Raw genomic sequence first — 14553 nt, forward strand, 5'->3', positions numbered from 1 at the left:
TCTTCAGGGTTTCAAACCTGCCCTTGATCAAGGCGCGGCTCGCCGAGAATGGTCAGCCCTTTCCAATAGCCGGGGAGTTGAGTTGTCGCGCCTTAGTGGCTGGAGCCGATCCAGAAACTGAGATTTTTTTCGATAAATTCATCGACAGGCATATAGTGGGAGCCGTCACAGGAGAAGGTGAGGCCAAGCATGCGATTCATGATGTTGATCGACGCACTACGCAGATAGATGGTCTCATCCGCAAAGCGTAAAGCCTTGAACTCCTGAAAAACCTCTCTCAGCTGTGCAGGTGTTACCTGCGCCCGATCAGGATAGGGTTGGAGTGAGTAGGCCAGTGCAATGTCTGGATCGATAATCTCCTCCACACCGTGAATATGGTAACTGTAGGGGTCTTTGATATCCCAAAAAGAGCAGCGTCCGCTTGAGTAGTGAATCTTGCAGTGGAAAATGCCGTGCTCCGTCATCAGGTCATATACGGTGTCATGTACTGAATCGATATGTTCATCAAGCCGACTCTGAATTCTCTGTTGCATGAACAGCTGTCCGCGTACCGCTGGATCCCCTTTAAACTGTTGCCACTGGGGCTGCTCTTCGAGACCCCCTTCTTGGGCGGTGAGTTTGTCGAGAGAGAAATCTGCTGCGATGAAGCCCACCAGCTGTTTATCCTGTCGAACTGCCTGGAGGGCAGTGACGCACTCCCGCTGGCTGAACTGACTGTGGTAGACCGAGGAGAGCATGATGCCCTTGAAAGGGAGATTGTTCTTCAGATAGGGGCGTTCCGAAAGATCTCTGCCACGCCAGCTGTTATTCAGTCCGTCTGGCATGACCAGGGAGGAGATCTCCTTACCGGTCAGATCCCAGGCGTAGAGAAATTCACAATTGGTGATTGTGGAGATGTGCTTGAATAAAACAGCATCCAATGCGTCTGCGTCCTGCCACACTAGCGCACACTGATCAGCCAGTTGAGAGAGGGGGTCGCCAATAGCGCTGGCTAAGGCATCTTTTTTTGCAAGAATGATCTGTTTGACCGGGGACATGCTACTGAAGTCTGCTCCTGGGGTGAAAAGGGATGTAAAACACGTTTCTGTGTACAATTATCATCCTGACACCATATTATGGTGTTGGATTTAGTTGTTCTTTATACCAAAAAATGATTCCAAAGGATCTTCTTCCGTGACCAGTTTGAAAAATGACCGATTTCTAAGAGCCTTGGCACGACAACCTGTAGATATGACTCCGGTGTGGATGATGCGACAGGCTGGGCGCTATCTGCCTGAATATCGTGCGACCCGGGCAAAGGCCGGTAGTTTTATGGATCTTTGCAAAAACCCTGAATTGGCTTGTGAGGTTACCCTGCAACCCTTGGCGCGCTATCCCCTGGATGCGGCAATACTCTTTTCGGATATACTTACCGTCCCGGATGCCATGGGACTTGGGCTCTATTTCACGACTGGAGAGGGCCCCCGCTTTGAGCGGCCGGTGACAGATGATGCCGCGGTCGAGGCACTGGGTCTGCCGGATATGGCCGATGACCTGGGATATGTGATGGATGCAGTGAGCACCATACGCAGGGAACTGGATGGACGAGTGCCTCTGATTGGTTTCAGCGGCAGCCCCTGGACACTGGCCACCTATATGGTCGAAGGCGGGGGTACCAAGAACTTCTCTAAAGTTAAGGGGATGATGTTTGATCGTCCTGATCTGATGCACCGACTGCTTGAGAAGGTGGCGACGGCTGTCACAGCCTACCTGAATGCACAGATTGACGCTGGTGCTCAGGCACTGATGATCTTTGATACCTGGGGTGGCGCATTGACGCCTCAACACTATCAGGCCTTCTCTCTGGACTATATGGCAAAGATCCTGAATGGTCTGAAGAAAGAGGCAGACGGCAGAAAGATACCCACCATTCTGTTCACCAAAGGGGGGGGGCTTTGGCTGGAAAAGATGGCGGAAACGGGTTGCGATGGTCTCGGTATTGACTGGACATTGTCACTGGCCGATGCCAGAAGCCGGGTAGGAGACAAGGTTGCACTACAGGGTAATATGGATCCATGCACCCTATATGCCTCACCGCAACGGATTCGCGACGAGGTGGCTCAAGTACTGGCAAGTTATGGCCAGGGTAGTGGCCATATCTTTAATCTGGGACATGGTATTCATCCAGAGATCAATCCTGAGCATGCTGGGGTATTTATCGAGGCGGTTCATGAGTTGAGCCGACCCTACCACGTACCTGAATAACCAGACCATAGATTTTCTAAACGGTTTACAATTATGAAAGTGACACTTTTAGGGCTCGGATTGATGGGACTTCCTATTGCCCATCGCTTGATTCAGCGTGGCCATGAAGTAACGGCCTGGAATCGATCCGAAGAGCGGCTTAAAGTGGCTACCGAAGAGGGTATAGAGATCCAGCCGGATCTGGCCCAGGCAGTAGCTGACAATGAATTGCTGCTACTTACCCTAAGTGATGCCGCCGCCATAGAAGCGGTGATATTCAGTGCTCAGGTCGAATCCCAACTCAAAGGCAAGACGGTTTTGCAAATGGGTACCATATCTCCAGATGAGAGTCGTGCACTGGCTGAACGCGTTCAGGCTGCAGGTGGCGACTATCTAGAGGCACCGGTTTTAGGCAGTATTCCAGAGGCAAAAAATGGCGAATTGATTATCATGGCTGCTGGTTCTGAAGCAGCCTATCATCACTGTCTGCTACTGTTACGGGGCTTGGGCAAGGAAGTTGATCTGGTTGGTAGTGTTGGCCAGGCTGCAGCAATGAAATTGGCAATGAATCAGTTGATTGCAGCGCTTACAGTGGGATTTGCCCAAAGCCTGGGCTTGGTAAGGGCGGAAGGTGTTGATCTAGAGCTGTTCATGAAGTTGCTACGTGAAAGTTCTCTCTATGCACCCACATTTGATAAAAAGTTACAGAAATATATTGAACACGACTATAGCAACGCAAACTTCCCCCTCAAACATCTGATCAAGGATGTTGGACTCTTCAAGCAGGTTGCTGAATCATCAGGAATGAATGCCCAGGTTTCAGATGCAATGTTGAGTGTACTCAACAGCGGAGAGCAGGCAGGTTATGGTGATGAGGATTACTCTGCACTCTATGAAGCGATTAATCCCGGATTTGATGCAGAGACCGATATTGGTTGTTAAGGGCGCCTCTGTTAATTGCTTGTGCCCTTAAGTCATCCGGGTCAGTCTTATCCGTTATTTCAGATCACTGTTTCACGATAGATTAAACTAAGGTTTTCAACCCCTTCTCGTCTGCTGCAAATAGATGTTGAGTGTGGACTGCCTACTTTAAACTTTGAAAGTAGGCATTAACTCATCCCATCTGTTTACACTATTGCCCCAGATATTTTGCTACATCAATGTAGTAGTAAAAAGTTATCTCTATTTAATATATTCAACATGGTTTTATAATTTTAAATTCTCAAACATCTAGGTAGGGGGAGAGCTCTACCCTATCCATTGAGCAACTGTTATTGGAAAAGTTTTCCGTTCAATTAGATTGTAGTTAAGGCGTAAATATAGACACTCTTTTTTTATTATGAAGAAATGTATTATTATTCTCGCTTATAGCCAGTGAATTATTGGCTGAAAATCTATCTACTGCTAGCTTTAATTCAGTAGAAATTGCCTGAAAGAGAGCTGTCTTTGGGTATTCCCCAATATGAATAAATGTGTTAAATGACATATTATATTTGATTGTAACAATAAATATTCGGAGGGAACCGTGACCTTACCTGATTTAATCTCAAGCACTGAGATATAGTTTCACCTTGTTATTGCCCATCAGTACTATTCATAGCAATTGAGTGGTTCTGCATGAAATTGACACTTCCTTTTAATTTTCCTAACTGAAGCGAATAGTAATACTAAACCGCTGTTAACAATTGTAAGTAGTCAAATAACCAAAGTGCAGTATCAGACTAGATCTTTAAATAGTGAAGAATGAGCTGAGTTAATAGCCTGTGTGTTTACAAGGGAGACATAATTTAAAAAGCACACTGTTCGGTAGAGGAAGTAATTAGTAATATCTTTTTAAACGGAATTTATAAAAGTGTTCAGATATGAATAAAAAACTAAATCTGGAATTGGCTAAGGAGTACTACAGGCTGGTTGTTAAAAACAGTTTTGGAAGTTATGCCATGCTTCTTGCCATCACCTATTTCTTTTGGGGAAAGTTACCTTCCTATATTTTGCTCTCTTGGGTTGGGGTGAATTTTCTTATCGCAACTCTCGTGTTGATTGTCACTAGAGAGTTCAATAGTAAATCAACAGAAGATAATGCCCACAAATGGTTGGCATATTACACCTATCTGGTAATTCTGACGGAAGTGCCATGGGGCTTTATTGGTCCCATCAGTTTTATGATTGATAATGAAATTTATCAATTGCTAACGCTATTCATGCTGGGTGGTGTAACGGCAACTGGAATAATCACACGTGCGACAATTTTTAGAAATTATGTGATATCACTATTTGCTCTATTGACGCCGTTGGCAGTAACACTTGCAATGCAAGGTACTGCGATAGCAGAAAGCATGTTTATCCTGATAATGATCTATATCGTATTCATGCTATGGGTTGCCAAGGGTTACAGCTTCAGCGTAAATCGAAATATACAAATCTGGCTTGATAACGAAAAGCTTCTGGCAAAAGTACGCATGTCACACGCTGAAATAGAGGAGGCCAATCAGGAACTGACTAAGGAGATAGAGTACCGAAAAAAAATCGAATCTGAATTGATAGAAGCCAAGGAGAGATCGGAACGCGCAAGTGAAGCAAAAAACCAATTTCTAGCAAATGTAAGCCATGAACTTCGTACACCATTGAATGGCATCACAGGATTTGCTGAACTGCTTCGTCAAGAGGTATTAGAACAAAAGCATAGAGACTTTGTGAGCCAGATTGATAAAGCAGGTAAGAGCCTGCTGCGCATCGTCAATGATATCCTCGATATCACAGCCATTGAAGCAGGACAGATAAGTTTATATGAAGAGCCGTTTTCGCTACGCACGGAAATGGATGATTTAGTGGCCATAATGCGTCCTATTGCAGAGCGTAAATATTTACGTTTAAAAATTAATATAGATGAGCATTTAAAAGAACAGTTTTATGGTGATGCAAGCCGTCTTAGACAGATCATCAGTAATCTACTCTCAAATGCCATTAAATATACTGAATCGGGATGCGTTACTCTGAATATAGAGCAGTTAGCAGAAACGGGTAATAACAATATAGTGCTACGTTTCGATGTTATAGATACAGGTATTGGTATTGACGAGGCCGCACTGAACAATATCTTTGATAATTTTACACGCATCGAAAACTTTGAAACACGTCGAACAGAAGGAACAGGATTGGGGCTCGCAATTGTAAAAAGCCTGGCGCATAAAATGGGAGGCAAACTTGATGTAGAGAGCAGTCCCAATGAGGGATCCTGTTTTAGTTTCGAATTGGCTATGAAATATCATCCAGATATCAAAAGAATAATAGAGACGGAAAAGCCACCTGGAGTGACGCCTGATCTATGGCGACAATTTCATGTATTAGTGGTAGATGATAATGAGATAAACCGCATGTTACTTTGTGCATTTCTCTCAAAACTTGGCAATTCGTTTGAACAGGCTTCCAGTGGGTATGAAGCACTGGAGCATATTCGGCGTGGAAACTTCGATGTGGTTTTATTGGATATTCAGATGCCTGGACTTAGCGGAATCGATGTGGCTAACCGTTTGCAATCCGAGTCCTTATCAATCCCAATATTGATTGCAGTTACTGCACATGCTTTTCCAGAACAACATCAAACGATACTTGAAGCGGGCTTTTCTGACCTTGTGACCAAACCCATTGGTCTGGAAGACCTTGTAAAGACATTAACCTATGCTTATCGAGGGGATTACAACAAATATCAGGTATCTGAAAATATTCTATAAAACAATGAGATCAATTTGAGCTAGAGATTTGTTACCGGATTAATAGCTTACGCCACTTGATTCAAATCATGTCTGTTTAAACTCTCCTTCACTATGATTAGCCCAATATGAGTGAATATCAATTACCTATCGTTGTTCCCGATCAGATGCCTCTTGTCGATCTGGAAATCATGAACCAGGTTCATAGAGAAGAGGTCGATCTGATCAATCGATTGGGTGGTTTATTACTGGAAGGTTTACAGCAGAGCTCTGTTTATGAGGCCATTGATCTCTGCCTTGAGGAGTGGATTGTACATACCCGCGAACATTTTGAGAGGGAAAACAGACTGATGGCAGAGCACGGTTTTCCGCCCTACCCTGTACATAAAGGTGAGCATGATCAGGTTTTGGCGCTTATCCAGGGTCTATATGAGCAGTGGTTGAAACAACGGGATCTGGACGAACTGGTAAAGTTTGTCTTTGTGGAGTGGCGAAATTGGTTTGATGGTCACGTGAAGAGTATGGATAGTGTTACTGCCCAATTTCTGGCACGGATTAATGACTGAGACTTTGGTAAGAAATTTAGGGAGAGCGGGGCCATTCACTGACCTCCGCCCTCCTTTGCGGTTAGCCAATCAATACTGAGATTACGATTCCCAGAATCAGGATTGCTAGTGCGCCGACTATTGCTTTATCACTACCTAACATGGCGTTGTCCTCCAAAGTTGACACTGACCAAACGTTAGTCTCACTGAGTTAGACTGATTAGTAAGCTGTTTACTCACGAGACCAGCAATAACATTGCACGAGACAGGGTATTTATTCTTCTTGTGATTTAAACTGACTTAAGTCAATGAACTGAAAGGTTTTAAAGAGCTCCTACAAAAAAAGAGACAGAAGTGTGAATGTCGGAATACGCTTTTGTTGCCGTAAGTTCTGATTCAGTCAGTTACCCCAGGATTGCTCCAAGTTCACCTGCTCAGCCCGGTTGGCAGGTTTTGAAGTTGCCAATCGAGCCTGCTTTCATGGTACAAATAGCACATATTTCCGAGAGTACAAGCCAATATGAATCTGTTGTTTAGTGAACTTCCAGGACGCTTTGAACGCCACTTGATGCGCAAGTATGAGAACCCCCTGTTTCAAGAGCCTCTTCGCCAACTGACTCAAGAGCAACTGACCGAAGCCCAGCGTTTGGATCACGAAGAGTTGGTGGCCTATATTGAAGGCCTGCGTAAATTAGTGGGTGAAGCAGTGGCCCTGGGCCCACATGAGCAGAGTGACGTTATCCTGGAGCTTAAGGAGCGTCTGGATAAGGCTTATGAGACTGCCTGCCGACTGGCAGATGACCAAACCCCGAACAAGGATGCGATTTTAAAACTCGTTGAGGTGATCATGCGTGCCGTATGGAAGGGTGCGGGTAACGACACCCTGGCACATCGTGAACTCCAACAGGAGGAGGCGGCACGTAGGACCCATTTCGAACTACTCGAAAGCACTCTGGTAGCGGATCTTCTCGATCCTGAATCCTTGATCAATGAAGATGAATTACTGCCCGTTCTGCTGAGTGCAGAGCAGAGTGAGTTCGAGGCAGCAATAACCCTGTTTGACCCCACTCAATTGGCAGAAATCTGCCGACTGGGTGAGGCCTTTTTTCTGTTTGCGCAAGAGAATGACGCCTGGGAAAAAGCGAAAGCCCGCTTTGAGACACTCCAGGGGCTGCTCGATTCACTGGAGAGTGATGGACTCAATGCCTGATCGCAAATAGCCCACCAATTTAAATTCTGGACAGCCGGGGCTGATTACTGGTCTGCAAAATCCTGAGTCCAATAGATCCGATACTGGGCAGCTGGGTTTTCTGAAACTCCTGCTCCCAGCTCAGTCACCCGACTGCTCATAATATTGACACAATGACCCGGACTCTCCAGCCAGGCGGTCATTGCCGCCTCTTCATCAGCATATCCGGCAGCAATATTCTCTGCATAGGTGCGCCAGCTATAACCCGTTGCAGTTATCCGGTCGCCAGGGCTTGAGTCATCCAGGCCCGTATGGCTGAAGTAATCGTTGTCCGCCATCGAGGTGGAGTGGTTCTGTGCTGCAGTTTCAAGCAGACAGTTCCAGGCTATGGCCTCAACAGCCTTATATTCGGTATCTCCACAGGAGCGGGTAACTGCCCGGGCATTATTAACCAGGGTAAGCATCAGTTTGTCACTCTCATTCATACATAGGTCAATGGTTGCCTGGGATGTGGCGCCCAGGTTGTAGGCCGAGCCGGTAGTGAAACTCCAGCTACTATTCTCAACCTGATTGCCGCTGGGATCTTGAAGATTTGTTCCGAGGGTAACGCTATAGCTGCTATCGGCCAGCAAAGCCGCGTCGAAGGTCAGTGTAAGGGTCTCTGAGTTGTTGTCATAGCTGACTGTCCCAGCAACATCATTGCCTGCTTGCGTGACTTGCAGGCTTTGATTGTTGATCAGGCTTTCGTCCAATGCCTCATCGAAACTGACACTGATGGTAGTTGTTGTGGAAACCCCGATAGCATCAGGCAGCGGTGATTGGGATGTAATTGACGGGGCTGTGGAGTCAGCCATAGGCGACACTTGAATTCCGATGGCCGAGATTGAAGTGTATTCACCATCGCTGACACTCAGCTGAATGCCTAAGGTGGTGGTTTGAGTCACCTCAGGTGCAATAAAGCTGAGGGTCGGGTTGCTGCTATCAACAAGGTTGATGGGGGTGCCTTGGGTCTGGCTCCAGACGAAACTGAGTGTATCTCCATCCGGATCATCGGAAGATGAACCATCAAGAGTCACTGTCTCACCAGAGGTGACTGATTGAGTTCCGGTAATATTGGCTACCGGAGGCTGGTTGGTCGCTTGCGGTGGGGTGGCTTCATCTACTGGTGGGGTAGCGTCATCATCTGGGTTTGGTGCGCTGTCACCTTGATCTGGATTCGTTGTCTCATCCGGGGTGGTGGTGTTGCCATCATCGGCAGGATCATCCTGAGTGTTCTCTTCCGGTGTGGTTTGAGTACTTTGATCATCACCTCCGGAACCACCACCACAGGCAATAAAAGTGAGGCTGATCAATAACGACAGACAGAGAGGCTTAATAATTTCTTTAAGAGACATAAGAGTAACCAGTAGCTAGTGTGGTGCGTCATACTAATCGACGATTCTAGCGAGACGCTAAGTGGTCAGCCGCTAGGCGCGTGCCGCCGGGAATGGCAGGCCCTATCCAAGGCTCGCAACGCCCCAAAGGAAGTGCCCTTGGGGTGCAACGCGGATGACCGCTTAGCGTCTCGCCCGAAGGGAAGCCAGCTCAGGCCAGGATACTGCGTTGCAATGCTTGAAAAGGGCAAGCCATTCCCTGCGCATTGCGCCTTGTCTCCTGGCCTGAGCTGGCTTCTAGAATCGTCGATTAATATGGCGCACCACACTAGAACCCGTGTGCCAGTCAATGACCCAGCCATCCTTTGCATTGAGACAAGGGCACTCACGAGAAAGTGTCGGCTGCGATGTTTGAAACTAGAGGATTAAACGGTGTAAAAATAGGGCGAGTTCACAATTTAACTCTCAAACACCCATAAGTAAGCACACATGTGTGTAATTGGGAGATCGTTTACAAGCCCCTTTCCTTTACGGAGGGTGTCGCATACGTCGTAGGGTGCCGGCCCTGCCGCACCATTGATGGCGGGAAAGCGTAAGATTTTTTTCTGTACCCAAGCAGACCTGGTCTTTGACCCGGAGGGTTATACACGCATGGATTCTCGTTCCTGTTCCATAGATGAGTTCTGCCATCAGGCGCGTAGTACCGCTCATCAGCGCGAAGGCGGCCGACACCTCTTGCGCCGGTATCACCATAGGAATGGATTTGTAGCGTTTGATCCGTCTGAGATTGTCTAACTCAGGTAATTCCTGTTTCAAAACAATGTGATACAGGAAAACTATCGCATTGAGGGCAGCTGATTGGGTACTGGCAGAGACATTTCGTCGGGAAGCCAGGTGATTGAGGTAATCCTCGATTTCTTGCTTGCCCATCTCATTGGGATGGCGCTTCCCATTGAATAGGATGAACTGGCGTAGCCAGTAGACATAAGTCTTTTCAGTTCTGTGACTGAAATGTTTCTGCCGACAGGCGATTCGTACCTGATCAAGTAAGCGTGGCTTACGGGATTCAGTTGGCTGACCCCATGATTTTCCTCCGAAATCCATAGTTTGCCACTGTCACGACTTGCTGAGAATGTATAACGAGACGCCATGAATCTAACTCATTGATATTCTGTCAATTAAAGTGTTATATAAAGGTCTTGCTATAAATGTATAACGAGACACGGGGTCTCGTTAATAAAGCTGTTATGTGTAAAAAACTGCTGAGCAACGAGTATGAGAATATTTAATGCTTGAAGTGCTAATTTTGGCTATAGCACTGAGTATGGATGCTTTTGCTATATCAGTGGGGCTAGGCTCAAAAAATGCCAAGAAGACGAAAACACTAGCCTTACTTGCTTCGACTTATTTCGGACTGTTTCAAGGATTGATGCCTCTAATCGGTTTTTTTGGTGGGAAAGGTGTTATTGGTTGGGTTGAAAGTTACGCCCATTGGATTGCATTTTTCCTTTTGCTATTGAATAGATGCAATGGCAGCAGGGTTCACTCTAAATTTGCTTGACGTTAATCCACTCATAGCCTGCGGTATAATTGGAGCAACAACTTTTCTATTCAGTTGGGCAGGGGTATTTGTAGGCGTCAAGAGTGGAGTCTGGCTTGAGAGTAAGGCTGAGCTATTAGGTGGAGTAATATTGATCGCGATTGGCTTTAAAATTTTACTCTTTTGAATCTCGGCCATGAATCAAACACACAACAATGCCATAAACTCGGATGCCAAAAAGCTACGCTGCGTTGCGCTTTTTGCCGCCGGTTATGGCTGGCGTTATGAGTCAATGAGGTTGGAAGTAATATCCATACTTTTGTGAAGTATACGTATTATTTCAATTTCTTCTGAAGTGCTTGTTTTGTAAAAAATCACATGGCTGCCTTGAGGGAATTTCTGATAGTTCGGCTTTATATAACCACACTCTTTGCCAATAGATGGGGTGTCTGCAAGCATATGAAACGTATCGTCAAACTGTTTAATGTAAACGTTCCGTTGTGTACGCCCCCAGTGCTGTTCCGTAAACTTCGCTATGGCTTTCAAATCAGCTTTAGCACGCCGTGTTAATGTAAATGTACTCACTTGCTATCATCATCCAGCTCGGCGATGAACTTATCATAGCTGTACTCAGCTCTCCCGCTCTCCTCACCGTCAGTCAACATTTGCCGCAATGCTTCAAGTTTATGCTCTCTATCTTCAAGCTCTCTCAATCCAGCGCGTATCACCTCACTTGCAGAGCCATAACGGCCGCTTTCAATCTGGTGTGTAATGAACCCATCAAAGTGTTCGCCAAGTGTAATACTAGTGTTTTTAGCCATGTTTCACCTCAGTTATACCAATATATACCAAATTATGGTATAAAACTCATAACAAGGCAATCTAGCGGACGCACTACGCATTGCTCCGTTTGCCACTAATTGCGGCGTTAATGTCCGCTTTCCGGAAGTAGTAAGTTTCACCCTAATGTCGTCTATGGTCGCAATACAGAAGTTGATATCGAATCTTTCCCTCCCCGGCCCCTCTCCCGCAAGGGGAGAGGGGAGTTACTCTAAGATACTCTGTTGAAGATTGAAATTAGGCGCTATCCGGTATTACGCAATCCTGCTGATATTGCATTGATAGAGCGCAGTAGTGGCGTCAACCACAGCTCCTTCTCCTCTTCACTGAGGCCACTGTGTCTATATCGTTTTATCAACTCAAGCTGAATGTGGTTCAGAGGGTCGAGATAGGAGTCACGCCGGCGGATCGATTTCTGCAGGATTGGTGAGTCATCCAGCAGTTCGTCTATCTCCGCAATTGAGAGAATTTCCTTGCAGGTTAGATCATACTCAGCCTCGATCTCATTAAAGATCAGTTTGCGGCTCGGTTTATCGAGACAGAGATTGGCGTACTTCCTGGCGATGGTCATATTCGTTTTGGAGAGGGCCATCTGAGCGTTATTCAGCAGGGCCTGAAAGAAGGGCCACTCCTGGTACATGGTACGTAGCTGTTTCACCCTTCCCGGTTTGTTTTTGTGCCACTTCGACAGAGCGGTGCCTATACCGTACCAGCCTGGCAGATTCTGCCTCGACTGGCCCCAGCCAAATACCCAGGCTATGGCACGTACTGAGGATTTGGATCGATTGCCTTTGGTTCGGTGGGAGGGGCGAGAACCGATATTCATCAGTGCAATTTCGTTTACCGGTGTGGCTTCATAGAAGTAGTCGAGAAAACCGGGGGTCTCTTCGGTCAGTTTACGAAATCGCTGTTCACTGAAATGAGCGATCTCCTGCATGGTTTGAGCGTAACTCTCTCGTTCTTGTTTGACATGACGTACCAGCCCTTGGCTTGCCTTGATCAAGCCGGTTATACCCATGGTCAACTCAAATATCGCAGTCTCCTGATTGCCATATTTGTAGGATAGGACTTCACCCTGCTCGGTAAATTTGATCTCACCATTTACGGTGTTTTTTGGTTGTGCCAGGATCGACTGATGAGTGGGGCCGCCACCCCGGCCTACAGTACCGCCTCTGCCGTGAAACAGGCGACAGCGTATCTTCTCGCGATTGGCCAGAGCAATGATGCGCTTCTGGGTCTGATAGAGATTCCATGCCGAGGCCATGATGCCACCGTCTTTGGCCGAATCGGAATAGCCAAGCATGACCTCCTGGCGTCGACGATTGGCATTTAGCAGCTGTTGATAACAGGGGCTGGCGAAGAGCTGTTGCAGAATGTTTTCACTGCGTTTCAAGTCGTCGATGGTTTCAAACAGTGGGGAGATCTCGAGTCGACAAAACCAGGTGCCATTCTCTACGCCTAACAGGCCGGCCATACCGCCAAGTAGTGCCACTTCCAGAATATCACTCGCCTGGTGGGTCATAGAGATGACATATTGGCCAATCGCATTAGGGCTGACCCGTTTCTGCGTCTCGGCAATCAGATCAAACACAGCCAGAATATCCTGAGTCTCCTGGGAAAGCTGGTCTCTGACAGGTAGGGTTGAGAGTCCATTGGTTATCGTTTGATCGAGTAACGAGAGACGCTTTGAGGTATCGAGTTGTAGATACTCGTCTGTGTCTCCACTGGCTTTGAGGATCTCAGCAACGGCATTGGTATGCTGCGTTGATTCCTGACGAACATCGAGGCAGGTCAGGTAGAAACCAAAGGTTTCGGCCAAATGGATCAAGTCCTGTAGAGCGCACTCTGCGGCGTCGCCGTCACCATGGCTCAAGAGGGAATTGGAGATCAGTTTGAGATCCCTTTGAAAGGCCTGTTCATTGGCATAGGCACCTGGGTGGGCTTTGGCGACATCCTCCGTCTCGGATTCAAAGGAGGGTAGTGTCAGGCGCAAGCGTTCGCGCATGATATAGAGCTTGCGGCGATAGGGTTCATCTTCGAAGCGTCTGGGGTTATCACAAAACAGCTGTTTGCAGAGTTCACTATCAGCCTTAAGGCTCTCAGTGAATGGCCAGTTTGGGGTACAGAAACGATTGGAGAAGGTCAGTTCAGCAATCAAACCGTCGATGCGTCGTATATATTCACGCAGTATGGTCTGCTGCTGCAGCCCAAGGGCCAGTCGTGTGACCTCGGGGGTCACATAGGGGTTGCCATCCCTGTCGCCGCCGATCCAGGATCCGAAACGAATAAAGGGGGAGAGCTGAATACCGTGATAGTCGGGATGTTTGCCGTAGATGCGTTCGATACCGGCCTGTAGGCGTCGGAATACCTGGGGTACGGCATCAAACAGGCTGCTCTGGAAATAGTGCAGGCCCAGTCTAATTTCATTCCGCACTTCGGGGCGTACCGCCCGAACCTCCTCCGTTTTCCATAGTGTCTGTATCTGTGTCTTCAGGGAGCGGATAGTCTGTTCCCGCTGCTCCAGCCGCCGCTTGGGGGCATCCAGGGTATCACTGGTGAGAAAGATACGGCGCAGCAGATTCATGATGACCAGCCGTTTGGATTCTGTCGGATGGGCAGTGAATACCGGAATGTAAGCTGCATCATCGAGGATGCTCTGTAGCTGCTGCGGTTGAATGTTATCAGCCCGAAATTCGCGCAGGGTGTGGTCGAAGGAGCCTTCCCAAAGTTCACTGCCTTTGCCGGCGATACGACGTCTCTGCCGATGTTGAAACGCCTCCTCGGCAATATTCACCAGCACAAAATAGATACTGAAAGCGCGTACCACTGCACTCAGTGTTTCAGGTTGCAGGGATTGAATCAGTCGGGTGAGTCGATCATAGAGGGCCGGGTCATGTCGCTTATGTAGCTTGATATAGCCTTTGCGTAGTCGCTCAACGACGGTATAGGTCTCCTTACCCACCTGTTCACGTAACACCTCCCCCAGCAAAACACCGAGGAGACGCACTCGACTGCGTAGATTTTTATCATGCTTAACACAGGCTTTAGTAAAATTATCTGTCATTGGGGGCTCGATTCAATTAGGCAAACTCTGACTCAAACAGTAGCAGAATCAGCAGCAGGCCTGACACCC

The 14553-nt window shown here is 47.3% G+C and carries 13 protein-coding genes; 7 read left to right on the forward strand and 6 right to left on the reverse strand.

Going from position 1 to position 14553, the window contains the following annotated elements:
- Positions 1-92 precede the first annotated feature (92 nt).
- Positions 93-1037: a hypothetical protein gene (locus AC4IE7_RS15145; RefSeq protein WP_490777690.1), complete on the reverse strand. Its 945-nt coding sequence runs from the start codon at positions 1035-1037 to the stop codon at positions 93-95.
- Between the two features lie 136 nt (positions 1038-1173).
- On the opposite strand from AC4IE7_RS15145, the gene hemE reads away from it, so the two are divergent.
- From hemE to AC4IE7_RS15170, 5 genes are all read left to right on the forward strand, one after another.
- Entirely contained in the window at positions 1174-2244 is a 1071-nt protein-coding gene (gene hemE, locus AC4IE7_RS15150; RefSeq protein WP_490777691.1) for a uroporphyrinogen decarboxylase, read from the forward strand.
- A gap of 33 nt (positions 2245-2277) precedes the next feature.
- Complete coding sequence (locus AC4IE7_RS15155) at positions 2278-3165, forward strand: NAD(P)-dependent oxidoreductase (RefSeq protein WP_490777692.1); 888 nt, start codon at positions 2278-2280, stop codon at positions 3163-3165.
- Positions 3166-4085: 920 nt separating this feature from the next.
- Complete coding sequence (locus AC4IE7_RS15160; protein ID WP_490777693.1) at positions 4086-5954, forward strand: ATP-binding protein; 1869 nt, start codon at positions 4086-4088, stop codon at positions 5952-5954.
- 107 nt (positions 5955-6061) lie between these two features.
- Positions 6062-6499, forward strand: coding sequence for a bacteriohemerythrin (locus AC4IE7_RS15165; protein WP_490777694.1), 438 nt, complete (start codon positions 6062-6064; stop codon positions 6497-6499).
- Between the two features lie 499 nt (positions 6500-6998).
- Positions 6999-7688: a hypothetical protein gene (locus AC4IE7_RS15170; RefSeq protein WP_490777695.1), complete on the forward strand. Its 690-nt coding sequence runs from the start codon at positions 6999-7001 to the stop codon at positions 7686-7688.
- A 44-nt stretch (positions 7689-7732) separates the two neighbouring features.
- On the opposite strand, the gene AC4IE7_RS15175 is transcribed toward AC4IE7_RS15170, so the two are convergent.
- Positions 7733-9061, reverse strand: a complete 1329-nt coding sequence (locus AC4IE7_RS15175; protein WP_490777696.1) for a CAP domain-containing protein — start codon at positions 9059-9061, stop codon at positions 7733-7735.
- A 507-nt stretch (positions 9062-9568) separates the two neighbouring features.
- Positions 9569-10144, reverse strand: coding sequence for a phage integrase N-terminal SAM-like domain-containing protein (locus AC4IE7_RS15180; RefSeq protein ID WP_490777697.1), 576 nt, complete (start codon positions 10142-10144; stop codon positions 9569-9571).
- 184 nt (positions 10145-10328) lie between these two features.
- Here AC4IE7_RS15180 and AC4IE7_RS15185 point away from each other — a divergent pair, with 184 nt between their 5' ends.
- Positions 10329-10601 carry a manganese efflux pump MntP gene (locus AC4IE7_RS15185; protein ID WP_490777698.1) on the forward strand — a complete coding sequence of 91 codons (273 nt, stop codon included), beginning with the start codon at positions 10329-10331 and terminating at the stop codon, positions 10599-10601.
- On the forward strand, positions 10570-10767 hold the full coding sequence (locus AC4IE7_RS15190) for a manganese efflux pump (protein ID WP_490777699.1): 198 nt from the start codon (positions 10570-10572) through the stop codon (positions 10765-10767). Before AC4IE7_RS15185 ends, AC4IE7_RS15190 begins: the two co-directional genes overlap by 32 nt.
- A gap of 95 nt (positions 10768-10862) precedes the next feature.
- Here AC4IE7_RS15190 and AC4IE7_RS15195 read toward each other — a convergent pair whose 3' ends face one another.
- From AC4IE7_RS15195 to ppc, 3 genes are all read right to left on the reverse strand, one after another.
- Positions 10863-11165, reverse strand: a complete 303-nt coding sequence (locus tag AC4IE7_RS15195; RefSeq protein ID WP_490777700.1) for a type II toxin-antitoxin system RelE/ParE family toxin — start codon at positions 11163-11165, stop codon at positions 10863-10865.
- Complete coding sequence (locus AC4IE7_RS15200) at positions 11162-11401, reverse strand: type II toxin-antitoxin system ParD family antitoxin (RefSeq protein WP_490777701.1); 240 nt, start codon at positions 11399-11401, stop codon at positions 11162-11164. Before AC4IE7_RS15200 ends, AC4IE7_RS15195 begins: the two co-directional genes overlap by 4 nt.
- Positions 11402-11664: 263 nt before the next feature.
- Positions 11665-14484, reverse strand: a complete 2820-nt coding sequence (gene ppc / locus AC4IE7_RS15205) for a phosphoenolpyruvate carboxylase (protein ID WP_490777702.1) — start codon at positions 14482-14484, stop codon at positions 11665-11667.
- Between the last annotated feature and the right edge of the window lie 69 nt (positions 14485-14553).

The organism is Candidatus Thiodiazotropha sp. AKAK3 (assembly GCF_058244645.1).

Excerpts from the sequence above, each read along its gene's own strand:
- ppc (WP_490777702.1), bottom strand. The coding sequence starts at position 14,484 with ATGACAGATAATTTTACTAAAGCCTGTGTTAAGCATGATAAAAATCTA.
- AC4IE7_RS15145 (WP_490777690.1), bottom strand. The coding sequence starts at position 1,037 with ATGTCCCCGGTCAAACAGATCATTCTTGCAAAAAAAGATGCCTTAGCC.
- AC4IE7_RS15175 (WP_490777696.1), bottom strand. The coding sequence starts at position 9,061 with ATGTCTCTTAAAGAAATTATTAAGCCTCTCTGTCTGTCGTTATTGATC.
- AC4IE7_RS15165 (WP_490777694.1), top strand. The coding sequence starts at position 6,062 with ATGAGTGAATATCAATTACCTATCGTTGTTCCCGATCAGATGCCTCTT.
- AC4IE7_RS15185 (WP_490777698.1), top strand. The coding sequence starts at position 10,329 with ATGCTTGAAGTGCTAATTTTGGCTATAGCACTGAGTATGGATGCTTTT.
- AC4IE7_RS15180 (WP_490777697.1), bottom strand. The coding sequence starts at position 10,144 with ATGGATTTCGGAGGAAAATCATGGGGTCAGCCAACTGAATCCCGTAAG.
- AC4IE7_RS15170 (WP_490777695.1), top strand. The coding sequence starts at position 6,999 with ATGAATCTGTTGTTTAGTGAACTTCCAGGACGCTTTGAACGCCACTTG.
- AC4IE7_RS15155 (WP_490777692.1), top strand. The coding sequence starts at position 2,278 with ATGAAAGTGACACTTTTAGGGCTCGGATTGATGGGACTTCCTATTGCC.
- AC4IE7_RS15190 (WP_490777699.1), top strand. The coding sequence starts at position 10,570 with ATGGCAGCAGGGTTCACTCTAAATTTGCTTGACGTTAATCCACTCATA.
- AC4IE7_RS15200 (WP_490777701.1), bottom strand. The coding sequence starts at position 11,401 with ATGGCTAAAAACACTAGTATTACACTTGGCGAACACTTTGATGGGTTC.
- AC4IE7_RS15160 (WP_490777693.1), top strand. The coding sequence starts at position 4,086 with ATGAATAAAAAACTAAATCTGGAATTGGCTAAGGAGTACTACAGGCTG.